Annotated in this window: 22 protein-coding genes; 13 read left to right on the plus strand and 9 right to left on the minus strand. The window is 56.8% G+C overall.

The window, feature by feature from the left end; all coding sequences use genetic code 11:
* Window positions 1-16 precede the first annotated feature (16 nt).
* The 5 genes from BOA8489_RS00185 to BOA8489_RS20300 all read left to right on the plus strand — a co-directional run bounded on the left by BOA8489_RS00185 (window position 17) and on the right by BOA8489_RS20300 (window position 3869).
* Window positions 17-1276 (plus strand): NAD(P)/FAD-dependent oxidoreductase, encoded by a 1260-nt coding sequence (locus BOA8489_RS00185; protein ID WP_093971975.1) that lies wholly within the window; start codon window positions 17-19, stop codon window positions 1274-1276.
* A gap of 90 nt (window positions 1277-1366) precedes the next feature.
* Entirely contained in the window at window positions 1367-1798 is a 432-nt protein-coding gene (locus BOA8489_RS00190; protein WP_093971976.1) for a DUF302 domain-containing protein, read from the plus strand.
* 6 nt (window positions 1799-1804) lie between these two features.
* Window positions 1805-3022 carry a 5-aminolevulinate synthase gene (hemA, locus tag BOA8489_RS00195; RefSeq protein ID WP_093971977.1) on the plus strand — a complete coding sequence of 406 codons (1218 nt, stop codon included), beginning with the start codon at window positions 1805-1807 and terminating at the stop codon, window positions 3020-3022.
* 246 nt (window positions 3023-3268) lie between these two features.
* A complete protein-coding gene (locus BOA8489_RS00200) occupies window positions 3269-3712 on the plus strand; it encodes a YeeE/YedE thiosulfate transporter family protein (RefSeq protein WP_176440151.1) in 444 nt (147 codons plus the stop codon).
* The gene (locus BOA8489_RS20300) at window positions 3705-3869 is read left to right on the plus strand and encodes a hypothetical protein (RefSeq protein WP_176440152.1); all 165 of its coding nucleotides are present in this window, start codon (window positions 3705-3707) and stop codon (window positions 3867-3869) included. Before BOA8489_RS00200 ends, BOA8489_RS20300 begins: the two co-directional genes overlap by 8 nt.
* Before the next feature lie 13 nt (window positions 3870-3882).
* Here the strand turns inward: BOA8489_RS20300 and BOA8489_RS00205 are convergent, their stop codons facing one another.
* The 4 genes from BOA8489_RS00205 to BOA8489_RS00220 form a co-directional block, all read right to left on the minus strand.
* Window positions 3883-4833 (minus strand): MBL fold metallo-hydrolase, encoded by a 951-nt coding sequence (locus tag BOA8489_RS00205; RefSeq protein WP_093971979.1) that lies wholly within the window; start codon window positions 4831-4833, stop codon window positions 3883-3885.
* Window positions 4830-5735 carry an MBL fold metallo-hydrolase gene (locus BOA8489_RS00210; RefSeq protein WP_245813612.1) on the minus strand — a complete coding sequence of 302 codons (906 nt, stop codon included), beginning with the start codon at window positions 5733-5735 and terminating at the stop codon, window positions 4830-4832. The genes BOA8489_RS00205 and BOA8489_RS00210 overlap by 4 nt, the downstream gene beginning before the upstream one ends.
* Window positions 5736-5878: 143 nt before the next feature.
* Window positions 5879-6718, minus strand: a complete 840-nt coding sequence (locus BOA8489_RS00215) for a universal stress protein (RefSeq protein WP_093971980.1) — start codon at window positions 6716-6718, stop codon at window positions 5879-5881.
* 44 nt (window positions 6719-6762) lie between these two features.
* The gene (locus tag BOA8489_RS00220) at window positions 6763-7245 is read right to left on the minus strand and encodes an Hsp20/alpha crystallin family protein (RefSeq protein ID WP_093971981.1); all 483 of its coding nucleotides are present in this window, start codon (window positions 7243-7245) and stop codon (window positions 6763-6765) included.
* 140 nt (window positions 7246-7385) lie between these two features.
* Between BOA8489_RS00220 and BOA8489_RS00225 the strand changes: the two genes are divergently transcribed.
* Window positions 7386-8570: a DUF8173 domain-containing protein gene (locus tag BOA8489_RS00225; protein WP_093971982.1), complete on the plus strand. Its 1185-nt coding sequence runs from the start codon at window positions 7386-7388 to the stop codon at window positions 8568-8570.
* 24 nt (window positions 8571-8594) lie between these two features.
* The gene (locus BOA8489_RS00230; RefSeq protein WP_093971983.1) at window positions 8595-9026 is read left to right on the plus strand and encodes a DUF2267 domain-containing protein; all 432 of its coding nucleotides are present in this window, start codon (window positions 8595-8597) and stop codon (window positions 9024-9026) included.
* 62 nt (window positions 9027-9088) lie between these two features.
* Here BOA8489_RS00230 and BOA8489_RS00235 read toward each other — a convergent pair whose 3' ends face one another.
* Window positions 9089-9763 (minus strand): helix-turn-helix domain-containing protein, encoded by a 675-nt coding sequence (locus tag BOA8489_RS00235; RefSeq protein ID WP_093971984.1) that lies wholly within the window; start codon window positions 9761-9763, stop codon window positions 9089-9091.
* A 171-nt stretch (window positions 9764-9934) separates the two neighbouring features.
* Here BOA8489_RS00235 and BOA8489_RS00240 point away from each other — a divergent pair, with 171 nt between their 5' ends.
* On the plus strand, window positions 9935-10735 hold the full coding sequence (locus tag BOA8489_RS00240; RefSeq protein ID WP_093971985.1) for a response regulator: 801 nt from the start codon (window positions 9935-9937) through the stop codon (window positions 10733-10735).
* Here the strand turns inward: BOA8489_RS00240 and BOA8489_RS00245 are convergent.
* Complete coding sequence (locus BOA8489_RS00245; RefSeq protein WP_093971986.1) at window positions 10681-12228, minus strand: PAS domain S-box protein; 1548 nt, start codon at window positions 12226-12228, stop codon at window positions 10681-10683. The genes BOA8489_RS00240 and BOA8489_RS00245 overlap by 55 nt on opposite strands.
* Before the next feature lie 307 nt (window positions 12229-12535).
* On the minus strand, window positions 12536-13333 hold the full coding sequence (locus tag BOA8489_RS00250; protein WP_306345734.1) for a VIT1/CCC1 transporter family protein: 798 nt from the start codon (window positions 13331-13333) through the stop codon (window positions 12536-12538).
* Here BOA8489_RS00250 and BOA8489_RS00255 point away from each other — a divergent pair.
* Window positions 13332-14369, plus strand: a complete 1038-nt coding sequence (locus BOA8489_RS00255; protein ID WP_176440153.1) for a sodium:calcium antiporter — start codon at window positions 13332-13334, stop codon at window positions 14367-14369. The two genes, BOA8489_RS00250 and BOA8489_RS00255, sit on opposite strands and share 2 nt — an antisense overlap.
* Here the strand turns inward: BOA8489_RS00255 and BOA8489_RS00260 are convergent.
* The gene (locus tag BOA8489_RS00260; RefSeq protein WP_093971989.1) at window positions 14354-16930 is read right to left on the minus strand and encodes a cation-translocating P-type ATPase; all 2577 of its coding nucleotides are present in this window, start codon (window positions 16928-16930) and stop codon (window positions 14354-14356) included. The genes BOA8489_RS00255 and BOA8489_RS00260 overlap by 16 nt on opposite strands.
* Window positions 16931-17063: 133 nt before the next feature.
* Between BOA8489_RS00260 and BOA8489_RS00265 the strand changes: the two genes are divergently transcribed.
* Complete coding sequence (locus BOA8489_RS00265) at window positions 17064-17399, plus strand: phasin family protein (RefSeq protein WP_176440154.1); 336 nt, start codon at window positions 17064-17066, stop codon at window positions 17397-17399.
* 128 nt (window positions 17400-17527) lie between these two features.
* Here the strand turns inward: BOA8489_RS00265 and BOA8489_RS00270 are convergent, their stop codons facing one another.
* Window positions 17528-18676 carry a cation:proton antiporter gene (locus tag BOA8489_RS00270; protein WP_093971991.1) on the minus strand — a complete coding sequence of 383 codons (1149 nt, stop codon included), beginning with the start codon at window positions 18674-18676 and terminating at the stop codon, window positions 17528-17530.
* Between the two features lie 169 nt (window positions 18677-18845).
* Between BOA8489_RS00270 and BOA8489_RS00275 the strand changes: the two genes are divergently transcribed.
* The 3 genes from BOA8489_RS00275 (at window position 18846) to BOA8489_RS00285 (ending at window position 20869) form a co-directional block, all read left to right on the plus strand.
* Window positions 18846-19352 carry a hydrolase gene (locus tag BOA8489_RS00275; protein ID WP_093972452.1) on the plus strand — a complete coding sequence of 169 codons (507 nt, stop codon included), beginning with the start codon at window positions 18846-18848 and terminating at the stop codon, window positions 19350-19352.
* A 33-nt stretch (window positions 19353-19385) separates the two neighbouring features.
* Complete coding sequence (locus BOA8489_RS00280; RefSeq protein ID WP_093971992.1) at window positions 19386-19751, plus strand: hypothetical protein; 366 nt, start codon at window positions 19386-19388, stop codon at window positions 19749-19751.
* A gap of 89 nt (window positions 19752-19840) precedes the next feature.
* Window positions 19841-20869, plus strand: a complete 1029-nt coding sequence (locus tag BOA8489_RS00285) for a BMP family lipoprotein (protein WP_093971993.1) — start codon at window positions 19841-19843, stop codon at window positions 20867-20869.
* Window positions 20870-20879 lie beyond the last annotated feature (10 nt).

Here is a 20879-nt window from a genome sequence, read left to right on the forward strand (position 1 = left end):
CATTGGAGGAAATGAAATGACTATTAATAGAAGGCTCTTTATCGGGACGGGAGCGGCGATGTTGGCGGCACCGATGGTGCGGGCTGCGGGACATGGCATGCCCCGTGTTGTTGTCGTCGGCGGTGGTGCCGGTGGTGCGACGGCCGCGCGTTATATCGCAAAGGACAGTGACGGCGCCATCGATGTCACTCTGATCGAGCCCACGAGAACCTATTTCACCTGTTTCTTCTCGAACCTCTATCTTGGCGGGTTCAAGGAGATCGATGATCTGGGGCATACTTACGGCACGCTGGCGAGCGACTATGGTGTGAATGTCGTCCACGATTGGGCTATTGGCGTTGACCGGGATGCAAAGACTGTTGCGCTGGCCGGGGGCGGGCGCGTTCCTTACGACAAGCTGATCCTCAGCCCCGGCATCGATTTTGTCGACGGGTCGGTACCTGGATGGGATTTGTCGTCTCAAAACGCCATGCCACATGCGTACAAGGGCGGGTCACAGACCGAGCTTTTGAAAGCTCAGGTCATGGCGATGCCCGAAGGAGGCACTTTTGCGATGATCGCCCCGCCCAACCCGTATCGCTGTCCTCCTGGCCCCTATGAGCGTATCTCGATGGTCGCTTATTGGCTCAGTCAGAACAATCCGACGGCGAAGATTCTAGTTTCTGATCCCAAGGACAAGTTCTCGAAACAAGGACTTTTCGAGGAGGGTTGGCAGAAATACTATGGCGGCATGATCGAGCGTATTGGGCCTGATTTCGGCGCAGAAAACACTTCGGTCGATGTGGCTGCGATGACCATCGATATCGACGGTTCGGTAGAAAACGTCGATGTGTGCAACGTCATCCCAGCGATGAAAGCCGGTCGTATTGCCGAGCTTGCGGGTGTGACGGATGGTAACTGGGCGCCGGTCAATCCGGACGATATGTCGAGCAAGGTCGATCCAGATATCTACGTCTTGGGGGATGCCTCGGAGCAGGGTGACATGCCGAAATCGGGCTTTTCCGCCAACAGTCAGGCCAAGGTTTGCGCCAATGCCATTCGCGGGGCATTGACGGACAGTCGCGTGTTCCCGGCAAAGTTCTCGAACACCTGCTGGTCGCTCATTTCCGAAAATGACGGCGTGAAGGTTGGGGCGAATTATGAGCCGGCCGATGGTAAGATCTCGAGCACGGGCGGTTTCGTCAGCCAGAAGGGTGAAGACGCTGCCTTGCGAAAAGCAACATATGAGGAATCCGAAGGTTGGTATGCCGGAATAACGGCAGACATGTTCGGTTAAGCGTACGGGCCGCGTTATGACTTACGTCAATCGCGGCCCATAGTTTTTGGCCTAATGTTTGGGCAGATCACACATCAGAGGGGGATTACCATGAAACTCAGGATTGCCGCTGCACTTGCATTGCTTGCGACGCATCCCGTCATGGCGGGTGAAACGATGGCCGTTACGTATGACGGATCTTTCGACGATGCGGCGTTCGCTGTTGAAAGTGCGATCGTCGGGCAGGGATTGGTCATCGATTATGTCAGTCATGTCGGCGAGATGTTGAACCGTACCGGAGCCGATGTCGGAAGCGAGCAGATGCTCTTCAAGCAGGCCGATATCTTTGTGTTCTGTTCGGCCGTCGTAAGTCGCGAGGTCATGGAAGCGGACCCGATGAATATCGCGCATTGTCCGTATGGGATTTTCGTGGCCGAGAATGACGACGGTGTGATGATCGGTCGTCGTGACTATCCGGAGGGCGCGATGGACAAGGTCGAAGAACTCTTGGACGCAATCATCACTGAAGCGGCCGAAGGCTGATCGGGCATGAATTTTGAGGAATTCTTTGCCAGTGCTTTGGTCACTCTGAAAGACGAGGGCAACTATCGCCATTTCGCGGAGCTTGAACGCCATCGCGGGACATTTCCAAGTGCGACCTGTCATAATGGGCCGGGCGAGGTGACGATCTGGTGTTCGAACGACTACCTCGGGATGGGTCAGAACCCGAAGGTGCTTGATGCGATGCACGAAGCGCTTGATCGCACCGGCGCCGGTGCCGGAGGAACGCGCAATATTTCCGGAACGACACACGATCATGTGTTGCTGGAAGCAGAGTTGGCGGATCTCCACGGCAAAGAGGCGGCGCTTTTGTTCACGTCGGGCTATGTCTCCAACTGGGCGGCCTTGGGGACATTGTGTGCACGCATTCCTGATCTGGTCGTATTGTCGGACGCGTTGAATCACGCCTCGCTCATTGAGGGTATTCGTTATTCACGTGCCCGTAAGGTGATCTGGAAGCATAATGACGTGGGCGACCTTGAAGAAAAGCTGCGCGCATTGCCTGCCGAGGTACCCAAGTTGATCGTTTTCGAGAGCGTCTATTCGATGGACGGTGATATCGCCCCAATTGCGGAGATTTGCGATCTTGCGGATCAGTATGGGGCCATGACCTATCTGGATGAAGTGCACGGCGTTGGTCTTTATGGACCCCGCGGCGGCGGGATTGCCGAGCGCGAAGGGCTGATGGACCGGTTGACGGTCATTGAAGGGACGCTTGGCAAAGCGTTCGGTGTGGTCGGGGGCTACATCGCGGCGTCAGCAGCGCTGTGTGATTTTGTGCGTTCTTTCGCCAGTGGTTTCATCTTTACCACCGCGCTACCTCCGGCGGTTGCAGCTGGAGCCGCAGCTTCGGTGCGTCATCTGAAAGACAGTTCACTTGAAAGAACCGAGCATCAGAAAAAAGTTGAAGAGGTGCGCCGGAAGCTTGATGAGATCGGCTTGCCTCATATCGATAATCCCAGCCATATCATTCCGGTGATGGTCGGGGATCCGGTGAAGTGTCGCTATATATCAGATCGATTGCTGGAAGATCACGGGATATATATCCAGCCGATTGGGTATCCTACCGTGCCAAAGGGAACGGAGCGCCTCAGGATCACGCCGTCCCCGGTCCATTCAAAGGCCGATGTGAAGCGTCTGATTTCAGCACTTGAGGCGCTTTGGACCGAATGCCAGCTTGCCAGACAGCCGATAGCGGCACAGTAGTTGATCCATGAAGGTGTGGTCCTTTGCACGTCTGCATAATGCGCGCGCAAGATCGAGTCGTTGATTGATATTCTGGGAGATGACCGGACGCTTGGGGCTGCGGGTCTGGCTGTGGGAATTGGCTTTGGTGTGGCCGCGTAGAGGTCGCATTTCTGTTTGAGGGCAGCAACCGTTGAGGTTGCAGAAGCCGACTTCGGGGCACGACTGGCGGTTTGACTGGTCGCCTTTGCAGCCGCACTTGCCGGGGTGCAGGAGGGGGCTGCCGCGTTTGGTTTGCTGGAGTTGGATGCGACGCGCGCCTTGTTGGCGACCGGTAGTGTTTCGGGGGCTATTCTGGGCCGTGCGCTTTTTGGCATTGGCATGAATTTGGCACGGGGCTGTGCGTCGCGCCTGTTGGTTCTTGCAGCGTCGGGAAACCTGCGGGCTTTGGTCGCCGGTTTGGTAGTGACACTGGTGGCGCAGGCGTCTTATCGCGGCGCTTTGAGCCCGTTGCGCGAGGAGCTTTCCGCGCTATGGACAATCCCAGGCGGCGAAAGCCGGAATCTCGGCGCGTTTTTCGGGCTGATCACGGCACTGTTGCACTTGTCGCGGTTGGATTGTTTGCGGCGTCTGTTGTGTTTGCCAGTGCCTAGAGTGTGGGCTTTGGCAGACCGCGGCCGCCGCGTTTGTCGGCATTGCAGTGATGCTTAGGTGGCTCGCGACCTATTCGATTGCGCAGAACTCGTTCGAGATCGTGCCGGTTGCCTCGATCACATTCACGGGCCCGGCGACGGCCTGGCTGGCCGTCTTTTCGATGTGGGTGGCTGCCATGATCACGCACCAGGTGTTCCTGGTCATGACACCCTAGGTCGCAAGCTAAGCTATTCCCATTCCATCTGTTCGAAAACGCGCCCGGCATTCTTGGTTGCCAGTTCTTCGAAAGTGTCGAGATGCGCATAGGGCGATTGGTCGACATAGTAGGCATCCGTGAGGTCACCGCCCGCGTCGATGTGTTCGCCGATCTTGCCGCGGATATACACAAGGTAGTCGCGTGTGTAGCGGCGGACTTGGTCCATATTCGTTGGATGTCCGTGGCCCGGAATAACGTATGTGGCCCCGAGGGCTTCGAATTCTGTGTCCCAGGTTTCAAGCCAGTCGGCGGTGATAGCGTCTTCGAAAATTGGCAAGAGCCGCTCGTGGAAGGCCATATCGCCTGTGATTACAAGGCTTTGCTTTGGCAGCCAGACCGAAATGTCGCCGGGACTGTGGGCGGGGCCAAGATGGAGGACTTCGATCACGTAGTCGCCCATCTCGATTGTACGCGCGCCCTCGAACGTCTCGGTCGGGCCGACTAGCGTGGTGCCTTCGGCTTTTTCCTGCAGGACGCGCTGGTGTTGCTGCAGCGATTGTGCGCCGTCGTCCTCGAAAGCCTCGGCGGCGTCTACGTGAGCGAGGATCGGCACACCCTGTTCGGCCCAATAGGAATTTCCGAGCATTGCATGACCTTGTCCGTTCTCGTTGATCACGAGTTTGACGGGCTGATCCGTGATAATCTTGATTTCGTCATGAAGCGCTTTGGCGAGAACATAGGCTGCACCGCCATTGATGACGATCACACCGTCGCCCGTGACAATGAAGCTGAGGTTGTTGTTATGCCCGTTGTTTTCATAGGTTGGCGGGGCGGTGGCCCCAATGGCGGACCAGACGTTTGGAATGAACTCGACGGGTTTTTGATAGAGTGGTGATCCCGGGTATTGGTCGGTGATGTCTTCGCTTGCAAGTGCGGGGTTTATGGCGATGAGGGACGCGGCGACGGCGAATGCGGTTTTCATGCCCGGTCTCCTATGAAACGGTATCCGACTTCGGCCTTTTCAACCCGCCCCATTCCGCCGTCGGGCAGGTGGAAGCCAACGAGATTGAGTTTCTCGGCAGCCAGCCGATCCAGAAGGCGTGTGCGCGACAGGATCGCCGCTTCGGCGTCCTGATCCGAGCCGGATGGCCATTCGGGGCGCTCGAATGCGACGTGATGGTTGCCGATTGCATCGCCGACGACCAACGCGGCGTCGTTGCCCTGTCGGATTTCGAACGACATGTGGCCCGGCGTATGGCCGAAGCTTCCGATCGCCAAAATTCCGGGCAGAACCTCGTCGCCGTCGTCAAAGAAGTTCACAGTGTCTTCGATGACTTCCATACGGCGCTTGGCGCCAACGGCAAAGGCTTGCCGGGCGGCGCCGATTTCATCGACGGTCGCGGGGTTCCACCAATAGTCCCATTCTTCGCGCCCCATGTAGTAGGACGCTTCGGAGAAGAGTGGCTCGTCGAAGTCATCGAGCAGACCCCAGATATGGTCAGGGTGGGCATGTGTGAACAGGACATGGGTGATGTCCTGCGGTGTCAGCCCGATCTGGTCCAGACTATCAGCGATCGTGCCAGCGGTTGCGGCGAAATCGGGGCCGGAGCCGACGTCGAACAGAACGGTGTTCTGTCCATCCTGATAGAGTGCGAGATTGCATTCGGGCGTGAGCTGATCGCCTTCGAGGCCATAAGCTTGGCGGATTGCTTGGAGCTCGTCTTGAGGCATGGGGTCGAAAATGAAACCCGCCGGAAGGACCAGATTGCCATCGCTGACGGTTGTAAGCTCGGCGGTACCGATACTGGTCTTTGCAATGGCGTGGAGTGGTAGCCCGGTCAGGCCAATACCAAGAGATCGGGCTATGAAATCGCGGCGTTTCAAATCGACACTCCTTTTCGAATTCTATTATTTGAATATGTGTGATTGTGCTCGGGTATGCAAGCGAAGCTGCGCCGTCTGCGTTCGAAAAGGAGCGATGCCTGACAGTCCGCTGCGGAACTTGGCAGCGCGCGTCCTTCAAAGGGTTAGGCGCTGAAAAGCACGGGCAGTTGGGAGTCCTCAAGCAGCGATTGGGTGACTGCGCCGATAACGAAATCGTAAACGCGGTTGTGACCAAAAGCGCCGGTCACGATCATGTCGGCACCCTGTTCGAACGCCTGTTTCATCAAGACTTCGGCGACGTCCGCGCTGCCGCGCTCCTTGATCGCGGTTTGCGCAGAAAAGCCGTGGCGTCCGAACATGGCAGCAATTTCAATCGCACCAAAATCCGCGAGTTCGTCGGTCTTGCGGCTGGTGCCGCGCAAAATGTTGATATTGCAACCATCTTGAGCGACCAGAAGCGCGTCATGTGCTGCGCGGGCGGCTTCGCGCGTGTCGCTCCATCCAAGCAGGATGTTATGACCAAGCTCGGGGCCGTCATAGTCGTTTGGAACAATGATCACAGGACGCCCGCTTTCGCGAATAACGCGTTCCTGTGCATGATTCTGATCGGCGCGTGCAAAGGTGTTTTCCTCTTTCGGCATGATCACCACGTCGGCACCATGCGCACTTTCGATCATCCGCGTCGCTGCCGTGCTGGACTCGGCCTTTACTAGCCGCCACTCGCAAGGGAAGTCCTCGTTGGCGGTGTGTTTTTTGAAGATGGCCTCTATGGCTTTAGCCTCTTTCGCCTGACTTTCGTTGAAATTGCGGAAAGTCGAATCGGGGACGTGGATGGCGATGCCGGGATAAACCAGCAGAGCTTCGATTGTATGAAGGCCGATGAGGTGCGCCTGATGCGCGCGTGCAAGCGGGACGGCTGCGGCCAGAACCGCATCCGCGTTTTCGCGGTTCATCAGGCAGGCGAGCAGAGTTTTCATGGCCATGGGCTGGATCCTTTGCAGATGTCGATAAGGCGCCTCGGACTGGATCAGGACTTTGAAATCTTGATTTTCTGAACAGGCTCGCTTGATCCTTCGGGTTTGGCGATCTTGAGCTTCAGAACACCGTTCTTGAAAGTGGCATTGACCGCGCCGCCTTCGGGCGTGAACCCAAGAGGCAGTTGCCGGCGGAAGCTGCCGTAGCGGCGTTCGACGAGGTGGAAGTCCTGTTCTTTGTCCTCGTGTTCGCTGGATTTTTCGCCTTTCAGAACAAGTGCATTGTTTGCAATCGAAATGTCGAGATCGTCTTCATCGACGCCGGGAATCTCGGCTGTGATTTCCAACGCGTCATCGGTTTCAACAACGTCGATGGCCGGGAAGGCGGGGGCGCCAAGGGCTTCAAAGAAGTCGCCGGGGGACGACATAGGGTGACCCCTGAACCTGTCGATGAACTGGTTCATTTCGCGCTGCATGGATTGAAAGAAAGGTGTGGGCTGCGTTTTCTTGACGGGCTTTGTCTGATCTTCGGCCATTCTTTGTCCTCCGATTCTGGTTGGTCGAAATGTCTGATGATGAATGGCTAGCAGACGTATGCCGGCCCGGATTGACAAGAATCAAGCGGCGCAAAAATCGCAGCGATACGCTTTCGGCAATCCAACGAAAGGAACGGAAGATGCGTGCACGACTTTTTAGCCTGGCTATCGCGATGGGAGTGACGATTGCGCCGGCATTTGCCGAGGAAGTTACTGTCCGCACAGGCACCGACCTTTTCATCTCTGGAGACACGGTTCTGACGGAGATCGAGAATCAGGGTGACGTCTTTGTCGCGAGCGAAACGACGACGGTGGATGGCGCGGTTCTGGGCGATCTGCATGTTGCGGGTTTCGACGTCATGGTCGCAACGGACGTTTCTGAAGATCTTTATGCGGCGGGCGCTTCGGTTGAAATTCGCGGCGACGTGGGAGGCGACATGACCGCTGCCGGATTCACCTTGAGAACGACGCCAACTGCCGAGACCGCCGGGAATGCGCGGCTTGGAGGTAATACGGTCACGATCGAGGGGCCGATTGCTGGGGCCCTTTCCGCTGTCGGACGCACTGTCGTCTTGAACGCGCCTGTCGAAGGGGATGTGCGTGTGACGGCGAAGACCCTGGCCTTTGGAGACGACGCGGTCGTGACGGGTACGCTTTATTATAGTTCGCAAAGCCGCATTTCGGTGCCAGCAAGCGTGGCCGCTCCGGAACGGGTTGTCTTTTCGGCGATTGAATTTGACGGTGACTGGGATGATTTCGGAGGGGTCCTTCCCATCGGAGAAATGCCGGTTTTTCCCAAGGCGGCCTCCGTGTTCGGAGCCTTTGTCGTTTCGTTGTTGTTCTTCATGATACTCGGTGCACTTGCGCTTGGGTTCATGCCCAACAAGCTTGAGCGGTTGCGGCAGGGCATTTCAACGGCCCCGGGTTGGTCAATGGTATCAGGCGCACTTGGATTGTCGTTGCTCATCGGGATCGTGCCGGTATCCGCGCTAACCGTTGTCGGAATTCCGTTCATTCCCATCGCGGTCCTTGCGATCATTGTCATCTGGACCTTGGGCTATGCACTTGGGGGCTATGCGGTGGCCCTGTTTGTCTGGCGTTCGCTTGGGGAGGAAGCAGAGCCAGGGAAAATTGTCCGGGTGTTGCTGCTGGGAGGAGCGGTGACGGTAATCGCCTTGTTGAATTTCATTCCCTTCATCGGTTGGGTGGCGAATTTCACATTGGTACTGCTCGGGATCGGCGCCATCACCCGCATGGTGTTCGGCTTTTTCATAGAAGACGTGGACCTGCCGCCTGCGATGGACTCCAAACCCTCGAGAAATTGAACGAAAACGAAAGGAAGCAGAGATATGTCTTCGCAAGGACTTCAAGTCATCGACCACACCGTTCAACTCACTCATGAATGGATCAACGAACTGACCGAGCGGCTTGGCTGGACCTCAAAGCGGAGCGCCCTGCATCTGATGCGCTCGGTGCTGCATCTGATCCGGGATCGGTTGTCGCATGAGGAACTGGCGCATTTCTCGGCGCAGTTGCCGATCTTGGTCAGGGGGATGATGTTTGAGGGCTGGACGCCCGCCAATCCGCCGCGCACGGGCCGCAATATGGAAGCGATCACTTCGGAAATTGCGGAGTCGTTCAAGGAAGATGCGGAGTACCGTGGGATCGATGATGTTCGGTACGTCTTTGACCTTTTGAACAATCGGATAAGTCGTGGCGAAGTGGAAGACGTTCGCGCGAATCTGCCTGAAGCACTCCGGGAGCTTTGGCGATCACCCTGACGGGTTGAGTTTTGACACCGTCACTCCGGGACGTGAGTGACGGCGCCTGGCGATTTGACGGCTTAGGGCGTGCCTTCTTCGGCAAGCGCCTTCAGCGCGTCTTCGCGCAGGATAATGACGGTCTGCGCCCCGTCCAGTGCTATGAGGCGGCTTTTGCGAAACTGGCTTATTGTCCGGCTTACTGTTTCCGTCGTGAGCCCGAGAAAATCGGCGATGTCCGCTCGGCTCATGGGCAAGCTGATTTGGGTGTACTGGCCCGCAGGTGTGCCCGTTCGCCGTTTTAGAACCGTAAGGAACGCCGCGACTTTCTCGGTCGCGGACTTGCGACCAAGCATCATGAAATGATCTTGCATTGCGGCGATCTCGTGCAGGGCCGCTTGCAGCAATCCCGCGCCAAGCTTGGAGTGCACGCGCCCGGATGCGAGTTGAGACAGACGATAGGGCTGCAGCCTGACGTCGTTCAGGGCCACGCAATCCGTATGGTGACGCCCGTCGCAGGGAAATCCGACGATGTCGCCGGGAAATCCGAAGGCGATGATTTGCCTTCGTCCGTCTTCAAGCAATCTGGTCAGGCTGACCGCGCCTGAAATCACCTGGTAGATGCGTTCAACCCGGTCGCCTTCGTGGAAAAGATGCGCGTTCGGCTTCAGACGTGTTTCGGGCAGGTCTTTCGCACGTTCGGAAAGCTGTCTTGGGCAATTATATTCCGAATCCTGATCTGAAATGGTGATGTACATGAAATCGAGCCCCCCGAAGTGAATGTGGGGTGAGATTATATTCGGTATGTTGCATGCGTCCGGGTGGTCGTGTAATAATTTGTATCGTTTTGTAGCGCCAAGGTTATTATCGTCGTTTCCGCATCCCAATTCAGTGATAGATCCAAGAGGGTCCGACGTTCTTCAAGAGGAATGGTTTTGCAGCATCGCATACTGATCATCGAAGACGAGAGTGGAGTGCGCACGCTTTTGGCTGACGTCTTCAAGGCCGGGGGCTATGATGTTTGTGCGGCAGCGACGTGGGGCGAGGCCAAGGTTTTCCTGCAGAATGAGAAAATCGATCTTGTGACTTTGGACCTAAAACTGGGCCCGGATAACGGATTGGATATTGCGCGTCGTATCCGTGAGACTTCGCAAGTTGCCATCATCATGGTTACGGGAAGCGACGACGTTGTTGACCGCGTTGTCGGGCTGGAACTTGGTGCCGACGACTATATCGTGAAGCCGTTTCACGTCCGTGAAGTGCTGGCGAGGGTGCGGGCGGTCTTGCGGCGCACCGGTCTTGAGCAAGAGCCGCGCACGCCGCACGAGGTGAAACCCACCGAGACCAGGAAAAGCGAAGCCGACGAGATCCACTTTGACGGATTGGTGGCGGTGCCGAAGCGATTTGAGCTTTTTGATCGCAGTGGCGAGCTTTGCAATACAACCAGCGGTGATTTCAAGCTGTTGAGCATATTTCTGGACAATCCCAAGCGTGTTTTGTCGCGGGATCGGCTTATGGATTTGATTGGCGGTACGTCCTGGAGTCCGCTTGATCGCACGATTGATAATCAAGTAGCTCGGCTGAGAAAGAAGATCGAGCGTAACCCGGCGGAGCCGAGGATCATCAAGACAATTCGTGGCGCGGGATACAGTTTTACCGCGGATATCCTTCCGGTTCAGTCCGATGACAGTCGAAGCAAGGCAGCCAATCTGCGCGCTAATTCCTTTTGATGATAAGGCTTGTGCAGGATCTCGAATTGTTGGGATGATCGCATCTTGCTGGTGATGACGTCGCTGGCGTAACCTGACGTAAGCAGTATGGCAATTTTGGGAAACTTCACCCGAATTTTTGATGCCAGATCATGACCGTTCAGGGATCCAGGCATGACGATGTCGGAGAAGACCAGATCGACGTTTTCCGTTTCATTGAGGATGCGCCAGGCACTGTCGCCGTCGTTTGCGACTATGATTTCATAGCCTAGGGCACGGAGCCGTTCTTCGGAAATCTGTCGAACTTTGGGGTTGTCTTCGACCAGAAGAACGGTCTCGCCGTTGCCCTTGTCAATGACGTTTTCGGGTTTAAGCGGGCGCGACAAATCACTTGCCCCTGATGGTTCAGTGAGGGCCGGGAAGTAGAGGCCGAAACTGGTGCCGTGACCGACTTCGCTGTAAAGTGTGATATGGCCGCCGGATTGGCGAACGAAGCCGTAAACCATAGCCAGACCAAGTCCGGTTCCGCTCTTGTCGGCTTTGGTTGTGAAGAAGGGCTCGAAAGCGCGACGCTGGCTCTCGGGTGTCATGCCTTCACCATCGTCGCTCACCATGAGTCGGACATAGCGACCGGGTTTGACGTCTGTTTCTTGCGCCATGTAGGCGTCATCGATTTCGATCTCGTCGATCTGAAACAGGAGCCTTCCGCCGTCCGGCATGGCGTCGCGCGCATTTACCGCGAGATTGACCAGTGCCGAGCCAAACTGGATGGGATCGATCAGAACTCGGCTTGTGTCATCGAGAAAGTCGCTCTTGATGGAATAGTTTTCACCCAGCGTTCGACGCAAAAGATCAAGCGTGTGGCGGCAGATGTGACCCAAATCGGCAGGCTCGGGGTTTAGGGTTCCCTTGCGCGCAAAGATCATAAGGCGCGAGGTCAGTTCCGAACCCATTTCGGCGGCTGCAATCGCGTTTTTCAGGTATTCCGCGGTATTTTCGTCGAGTTCCCTCAGGCCTGCCAGCTCGAGGTTGCCAATGACAACAGTCAGTATGTTATTGAAATCATGTGAGATGCCGCCCGTCATATGGCCGATTGCGTCAAGTCTCATGGTGCGTGAGAGAGCCTCTTCGCTGGCGGTGCGGCGGGTCAGATCGTGCAAGATGGCTACGAAAAGGGCACTGTTGCCGGACTTGGCTTCACCGATTGACAGGTGGAGTGGAAAGGTTCGCCCGGAGCGGTGCATTCCTTCGACGTCACGCCCGGTTCCGATGATTTTTGCCTCACCGCCTTTGAGGTAGCGTGTCATGAACGCGTCGTGTTCGGCAGCAATCGCGTTCGGCATCAGATCACCGACGTTGTGACCCAGTAGGCCGCCTTCTTCATACCCGAACATGCTGTGCGCGGCGTGGTTCGCTTGCACGATGTTCCCAACGTCATCCGAAACCACAATTGCATCTACTGCGGCACTCATTATTGCGTTCAGCAAGTCGCTGTCTGTCGTGTCTTTCGACATGGCGGCTCCGTTTCATCCCTGCCGATCTGACAACGTTGCAGTTGCTCATGCAAGGTTTTGTCGAAGTCCTGCGACGGGCTTGCTTGTTTGGTGGTACGCCAGTCGACGGAGCAATTCGCGGCGATGCGTTGAGTGTTGGTCATCTGCAGTAACCGTATTTCTGGAAACCTTTTCGGGCTTATAGGTAGTCGAACCCCGCATCGATGCGCGCTCAGATTTTGAAGGAACATCAGACCCCTCCCTTATTGCTGATTTCGACTTTACGTGGAATTACCTGTTCAAAATTGACAAACCTCAATTCGGTTTTTCAGATCTGGAACGCGAGACCAACGACGTAGGCGACAAGGGCGGCGATCGAGCCGATCAGCAGGGTTTCGAGACCCGAGCGCCACCACGGTGACAGTGACCAACGGCTTTTGATCGCACCGATGGCGAAAAACGTCGCGAGCGTTGCTCCGACGGATATCTCGAAGGGTTGCTGGAGGCTGAGGAGAAACGGCGCGAGTGGCACGCTTCCGGCAAGGATAAAGGCAAAGAAGGTTACGAAAGCCAGACGCCAAGGGTTAGGGGGATCGCGAGGCAGACCGTATTCCTCGGTCAGCATGATATCGATCCACTTCTGTTTTTGGCTGGCTATTTCCGCGACCGCGCTTTCAAGGATCGTGCCGGTCAATCCACGCTGAAGCAGGATTTCACGAAGCTCGGCCTTTTCGCCGTCAGGGAATTTGCGAATGTGGCGTTCCTCGACCGCGATGATGCGTTTTCTGTCATCAATATCGGCTTTTGTGCCAGCGAAATTGCCAGCGGCCATGGAGAATCCGTCGGCAAGTATATTTGCGCATCCAAGCACCACGATCACCGAGTTCGGCAACCCCGCACCCGCGACGCCGGCAACAATGGCTAGAGTCGTGACCGCTCCGTCAATGCCTCCGTAGACCGCGTCTCGCAGAAAACCCGCGGCTTTGCCGGGGGCGAGGCGGGCCTTGATGTCTTCGGGACTGTGATCGTGGTCTTCTGGCATGTTTCTTAAGTGGCGCAGATGGCGGCGTTTGGCTTTGAGCAAGATCAAACGCTTTTTGTTCCGGCATTTTAGCTGTGTTCTCATGGAAGGTTCCGAAGCAACGCTTGCGGCCAATCTTGGCGCGTTTGCCGTCTCGGCGGCGGTGGTCTGGTATGCCGGGTCGCGGCTAGCATACCTATCGGACGCATTGTCTGATCGGTTGCATCTTGCGAAATCGCTTGTCGGACTGCTGTTTCTGTCGCTTGCGACGTCGCTTCCCGAAGTTGCGACGACGCTGACGGGGGCGGTTCAGCAAAACAGCGATCTGGTGCTCAACAATCTGTTTGGAGGGATCGCGCTTCAGACGGCAATTCTGGCGATGTCCGATTTTTGGGCAACGCGTTCGATCACGAGTTATCCGCGAAAGGCCAATCATGCTCTTGAGGCGATGCTTGTGGTTTTGCTGCTGTCGATTGTGCTGATTTTCACGCAGCTTGGAGAGCGGATCTCACTGGCTGAGGTTGGGCTTGGAAGTGTGATTGTGGCGGCTGTTTATGGCGGTGCCATTGCGCTGTTGCGCTGGTATGACGATGCCAGCGACTGGGTGCCCGTTGATCTGCCGGATCCCGATCCTTTGCCGTTTCCAGCGCCGACGGGTCTGCGCGAGGAAAGTCTGCGCGCTTTGTTCTGGCATACGGCTTTGGCAGTTCTGCTGATTCTGGTCTTTGGTCTTGCGCTGGTTCTTCTTGCCGACCGGATAGCGGAGCAATCGGGGCTTGGGACCAGCTTTGTCGGCGTCACGCTTTTGGCGGGGGCAACGTCATTGCCTGAGCTGACAACGAGCCTGACGGCGGTGCGGATCGGTGCCTATACAATGGCAATTTCCAATATTTTCGGCAGCAACCTCATAATGGTCGTGCTGATTTTTCCGGCCGATCTGTTGTATCGAAAGTCTCCGATATTGAATGATGCGTCGCTGACGGTCGATCTGTCGCTTACCTTCGGAATTCTGGTTACGACGATATACCTCATTGGATTGATTGTTCGCCGCAAGCCACGCGTCGGGCGGGTCGGGCTGGATTCAGTGCTTGTGCTGATTTGCTTTGCGACCAGCCTCTGGGTCTATTATCTGGCGCGCTGAGACATGAAATAGCCGAGCGTCTTGACAAGTTCCGGAACGATAAGGAGCGGCAAGCCAAGGACCGCAATCATGGCCCATTGATCCCATCCGATCGCGACCGTATGGAGCAGTTGCTGCAGCGGCGGCCAGTAGATTGCGAGGACCTGCGCGGCCATTGTTACGACAAAGGCAACCAGGAGCAGAGGATTGGAGAGCCAGCCGATACGCCAGCACGGCAAGTGAAGCGAGCGGAACGCAAAGACGCTGACTTTTTCGAATGTCACCATGGCAGTAAATGCGGTTGTGCGTGCAATCTCGACACCGCTGTCAAGAAGCGTGCTGAATATCCAGTAGCTTGCCGTGCCGGTGTAAAGTCCGAAAAGGCAGATCAGAGTCACTCCGCCGATGCCGAGAATGGCTTGGTCCTTTTTGCGTGGCGGGTTTTCCATTTGGTCGGGTTCGGATTTCTCCAGCCCGAGCGCCACGGCCGTAACGCCGTCAGTGACAAGGTTCATCCACAGGATTTGCGTTGCCAGAAAGATCAGTGGTCCACCGATCGCGATGTTGACGACAAGCGCGACGATTTCGCCGGCATTCGATGACAGAAGGTAGCGTACGAATTTTCGGATATTCGAGAATTGCCGCCGGCCTTCGCCGATAGCGGCGACGATGGTCGCGAAATTGTCGTCCAAAAGAACAAGGTCGGCGGCTTCGCGCGCGACGTCCGTGCCGCGGATTCCCATGGCGATGCCAATATCGGCCTGTTTCAGGGCAGGGGCATCGTTTACCCCGTCGCCCGTCATGGCGACGATATGATTTTTGGCCTGCAAGACCGATACCACGCGCATTTTGTCGGCCGGGCGGGTGCGAGCGAGGATTATGTCCTCGTGGAGACGTTCTGCCAGAGCCGTATCGTCGATCTGATCGAGATCCTTGCCGGTCAGGATGGTTTTTACTGAAAGCCCGACCTGGCCCGCGATCGCGCGCGCGGTGACCGGGCTGTCGCCGGTGATCATCATCACGCGGATGCTGGCCGATCGCGCAGAGCTGATCGCGTCGCGCACTTCCGGGCGTGGCGGGTCGATGAGACCGACGAGGCCCAGAAAGGTCATGTCGGTTTCCATGATGGTCTGGTCCGACGTCTGGCGTTCGGCAAAGGCCATGACGCGCAGCCCATCGCCAGCCATTGCCTCGTAGGCTTGCCGGATGGACGCGAGGTCTTCGGCGCTGAGACGTTTGGTGCCAGTGGGCGTGCGAAGCTGCGTCGAAACCGAAAGAACTGCCTCCGGTGCGCCCTTCATCAGTATTTCGGAGTCCTCGTCGGTGCGGACCAGCACGCTCATTCTTTTGCGGTCACTGTCAAAGGGTATTTCGGAAACGACGGTGTTCTCGCCCGCAGGGGGGTGCCAGCCCTTGAAAGCGAGGGTCAGCAAGGCACCTTCGGTCGGAGAGCCGGTCATGGTCCAGCCGTCCGTTCCCCGCCGCAAATTGGCATGGGTGCAGGTCGCGGCGATCTTCAGGATTTCGCCGAGATAGACGTCATCGCGCGATCGCACGCGCCTTTTATCGCTGTCTTCGACGTGGCCTGCCGGATCATAGCCTGTTCCGGTGACGGAATATGTCTGTTCCGGCGTCCAGATGCGGGTGGCGGTCATCTTGTTTTCGGTCAGAGTGCCCGTCTTGTCGGTGCAGATGACCGACGCCGCACCAAGGGTTTCGATTGCCTGCAGACGACGCGCCAGCGCGTTTTGTCGCACCATGGCCGCGGCACCGAGGGCAAGCGTGATGGTCACGACCGCTGGCAGGCCTTCGGGCACGATCGCCACGGCAAGAGATAGGCCGGTCATCAGCATTTCGCTCAGGTCGCGACCCAGCGAAATACCGAGAACCGATATCGCGCCCGCAATCACAAGCGCCGTCATACCAAGCTGAGACGCGAGCCTGCCCAGATGTTTCTGGAGATGCGTTTTTTTGGTGTCGATGCTGCCGGTCAATTCAGCGATATGGCCGAATTCCGTTTCTGAGCCGATTGCTGTGACGAAGGCTTCGGCGTGCCCTGCGACGATGGCCGTGCCGGTAAAGAGCTTCGGGCTCTTGATGTTTTTGCCGACGGCGACGGATTCACCCGTCAGCACACTTTCGTCGACGGATAGTCCCACACAGTCGGATACGGTCGCGTCGGCTGGAATCGTATCGCCCGCCTGAAGCACAAGAAGGTCTCCGGGCACAAGTTCGCGCGACGCAATCACCATTTCTTGGCCGTCCCGGATGACCATTGCCTTTGGTGAAAGCATCGTCTTGAGGGCAGCCAGTGCAGTTTCCGCGCGCCATTCCTGAATGAAACCCAATGCGGCGTTGAGCGCGATCACCAACCCGATTGCCATGGCATCGGTCCAGTTACCAAGCACAATCGCGACGCCGGCTGCAACGAACAGAATGAAAATCAGAAAACTCGAGAATTGTCGGATCAGGATCGCGAATGGGCCGGAACTGGTAGTGTCGGGCAAGCTGTTCCAACCAGAGCGGGCGCGGATGTCTTCCACTTGGTCTAGCGTCAGTCCGCGTCGCAGGCCTTGGGGCACATGAGCCTCCGTCTTCGATTGTGACTTTGACGATTAGTGCGTTGTGTCATGCGCCGACTTGATAATGATCAAAAGGCGGACTGTTGAGCTGTGCCAGAATGACCGAGAAGGGATGATACGGAGGAAGGTTCGCATGGGAAAGAAAGGATCTACTGCGCAAACGGCATATCCGAATGGCGCTCTTGAGGCGGTCCTGAAAATGCAACGTGCCGGTTTCGGCGGCATCGTCGGCGCGCAAATCGCCTGGTTGGAAAGCCTCGGCGACATTGGCGCGGAAGTCGCGGAGTTCGTGACCGACCGCATCAAGGAAGACGTGAAGTTTCAGCGCGAGATTCTGGAGTGCGAGGACTTGGATGAGGCGCGCAGTCTTCAAAGCGCGTTTATCCGGAAAGCCGTCAATCAGTACCAGGCCGAGACTGGCAAACTTACAAGCATGAGCCTCAATGCGCTTAAGGTTTCGCACGACTAAGGTGCGGGTAGAGATCCGGATGTGTTTGATCCGGTTTGTTGGTGAGTATCGTAGTGGGTGAATGGCGAGGCTTCCCAGGAGCCTCGCCCCTTTTTTTATAGGTTGGCGGCGTGGCTTTTTCTGGAGAACTAGTCGGGCGAGTGTGCGTGACGGACGGCCCAGAGCGTCAGGACGGGGCCGAAAAGCTCGAACGCAATCGTGGTGCCGATCGTCAGGGCGATGATCTGACCGGCGTGTTCGGGCAGGGCGCGAGCTGCGACGAGGGCCATTCCGACTGCAACACCTGCCTGAGGCAAAAGGGCAATTCCGTAGAGAGGTCGGCTTTGAGTTGGCGCACCGCTCAGAATTGCTCCAAGCCATCCTCCGACAATGCGCGCCGTGATCCGCAAACCAATGTAGACAAGGCCGATCAGACCGACGTCGGCAAGGGCGGCGATATCAAGCGAGGCGCCAGCGAGTAAAAAGAATAGGATCATGAACGGCCACTGGATATGTTCGATTTCGTGGAAGGCGCGCTCGTGATGGGATGCCATGTTCACGATAATGGCGCCGGCTGTCATGCCTGCGATCAGGAAGGACACCTCGGCCCAAAGCGCGAGGCCGGCCGTCAGGAAGACAAGTGAAAGGGCCTCGATCTCAAGGGGTTGACCGCCTGAGATACGTCCAGTCAGAAAGGCTCCGGGCAGGCCGACGGCGGCACCCAGAAGCAATGCGCCGCCGATCTCGGTGAGAACAGATATTTCGTTGACATGACCGTTTCCGGCTGCCGCGAAACTGAGGCAAAGGCTGAACGCGATAAGGCCCCATGCGTCATCGACGGCGACGATCCCTTCAAGAGTGCGCGTGAATTCGTTCGCGATGCCGGATTGGCGAATGACGTCTGTCGTTGCGGCAGGTGCGGTTGCGGAAGCGATTGCCGACAAGACGATTGCCAGTTTGGGATCGACCCCCAAGAGGATCAGCCCGGCCGCCACAACCAGCAACGTCGCCAGAACGATTGTCAATGAAATGACGATAATCCGTCGGCCGGTTATGCGCAGGTCTCTGATGCGAAGGGCACCCCCGAGAAGGAAGGCGACAAACGTCAGGGCGGTAACCGACAGGAATTCATATGCCCCCGTCACGGGCGCGGGGATGATCCCCAGATAGCCCGCGAGCAATCCGCAAAGCAGTAGAAGCGTCACCCGAGGAATGCGGGTTCGGTGACCCAATTGGTCTGCACCAAGACCAACAATGAACATTGCACCCAGCGTGAGAAAAAGAATTTCGGTTTCCATGAGGGCTCCAAAGGTCGGCTGGCCGGGCTCTGCTGGCTTTTGGTCAAATGGTGCGCAGCCTTGAAGGCCAGTTAGAACGCAAACCAACCCTGCTTGGATTGAGCGAGATCAACTTGCGCCGTGAGGAAAGGCATATTGTGTGGGTGGCGTGCCGATGAGGGAGGCTGCGATGGAAACGAATGTTTTGCCAAAAATGGATATGTCCGACAATCCGACGGGTTGTTGTCCCAAGTTCAACCCCGAAGGGTGGGACGGGCGTCATCTGCATTTTGAAGACAAGCCTTTTGTCCGCGCAACGACGCGCGCCGTCATGCATATTCCGATCAACATGGGATCTGTCTTTACCCGCGTTCAGACGCATATCGAGGATGCCGCCGCCCAAGACCCCGAGGGCTATCTGGTTCTCAGTCGTGACCTTTCATCGAGCGAGGGCGAGCATCTCTTTGCTGTCACCGGACCTGTCCCCAATGAAGAGATGACGACAGTGAGCGGTGATTTCATAACACGCGTTTTCGAAGGGCCGTACCGCCATGCAAAGAACTGGGTGCATGACATGGAAACAGCAGCCACAGCCGACGGTCATAGAGCAAAACGTGTTTTCATGTTCTACACCACTTGTCCGAGATGCGCGCGTGCCTATGGCAAGAACTACGTCGTTGGAGTTGCCGAGATTTGATCCCAGAACCAATGCAAAAACGGAGCAAAAAAGATGGAAGACCCTGAACTGGATATCCTGATCAACGAGCTTGAGTCCGAGAGGGACATCAGTATTGCCGAATATGACGGTATCGCACATGCTCTTGCCTATCTTTTGCCTGATGCCGTGCCGGATGAAGTCATGGCGCCATTGCATATCAGCACGACAGACGGTGCAATGCATGTCGCCGACGTCGCCTATCCGAACTGGACGGTCCATATTCATGGTCGCGCCAATGACAAAGACGGGCACTGGCGTTGCACGCTTCGGGAAAGTGATGTCCGCGACAGTGACAGGGTCATCGGGTCCGGGCGCTCGCCCAAGCTTTCCCAAGCCATACTGGCAGCTGTCATGCGACTTGCAAAAGCCATGAAGTGAGGTTCGCGCTGGCTTGATCTTCCTCAAGTGCGCCTGCGCGGTCGTGTCTAAGCTGGTGCCGAGATGCGGTGCTGAGGAGGGCCCAAACCATGAAAGCTATTAGATCAAACCGAGTGTTTTCGGCGATTGCCGTGGCGACCGCGCTGGTCGTCGGCGGTCCCGCTTTTGCCTTCACCGCGTGCCAGGTCACTGACACCGGAGGGATTGACGACAACAGTTTCAACCAGACCGCCTGGAAGGGTGTGCAGGACGCGATCGAGGATTTTGGCATAGAGGGTCGGTTTCTCGAGTCAACGGCTGAAACCGACTACGAGGCGAACATCAACTCGTTGATCGACGGTGCGTGCGACATCATCGTGACGGTGGGTTTCCTGCTTGGCGATGCAACACGCGACGCGGCACTTGCCAATCCCGATCAGCCGTTCTCGATCGTGGACTTCGCCTATGATCCCGAAATTCCCAACGTTCTCGGACAGGTCTATGCGACAGATCAGGCCGCTTTTCTGGCAGGTTATCTTGCAGCCGGGATGACCGAGACCAAAATTGTCGGCACGTTCGGCGGTATCAACATTCCTCCGGTGACGATTTTCATGGATGGGTTCGTGAAGGGCGTCGAACACTGGAATGCCGCGAAAGACGACGCTGTCGAGGTTCTTGGGTGGAACCTGGAGGATCGTGAGGGTCTTTTCACCAACAACTTCGACAATCTGGACGACGGCCGTGCGTTTGCACAGAACCTTTATGATGAGGGGGCTGACATCGTGCTTCCTGTGGCGGGACCTGTTGGTCTGGGTTCGGCAACGCTGGCCGATGAATTGGGTATCGATCAGTTGAAGATCATCGGGGTCGATGCTGATCTCTATTTCACCGATACCGAACGTCAGCACGTCTATCTGACCTCGATTACCAAGCGCATGGATGCCACGGTTCGTGCGGTGATCGAGGCAACGATGAAAGGTGAATTTGAAGGTGGCCTTCTGGTCGGGACGCTGGAAAACGGTGGCGTTGGTCTTGCGCCATTTCATGACATGGACGGGTTGGTTCCGGACGATTTGAAGGCCGAATTGGAGGCTCTGCGGGTCGGGATCATAGACGGCAGCATCTCGGTTTCGGACTAGGTTCGGTACG

Origin of the sequence: Boseongicola aestuarii (assembly GCF_900184815.1) — a bacterium.
GTDB classification, from domain to species: domain Bacteria; phylum Pseudomonadota; class Alphaproteobacteria; order Rhodobacterales; family Rhodobacteraceae; genus Boseongicola; species Boseongicola aestuarii.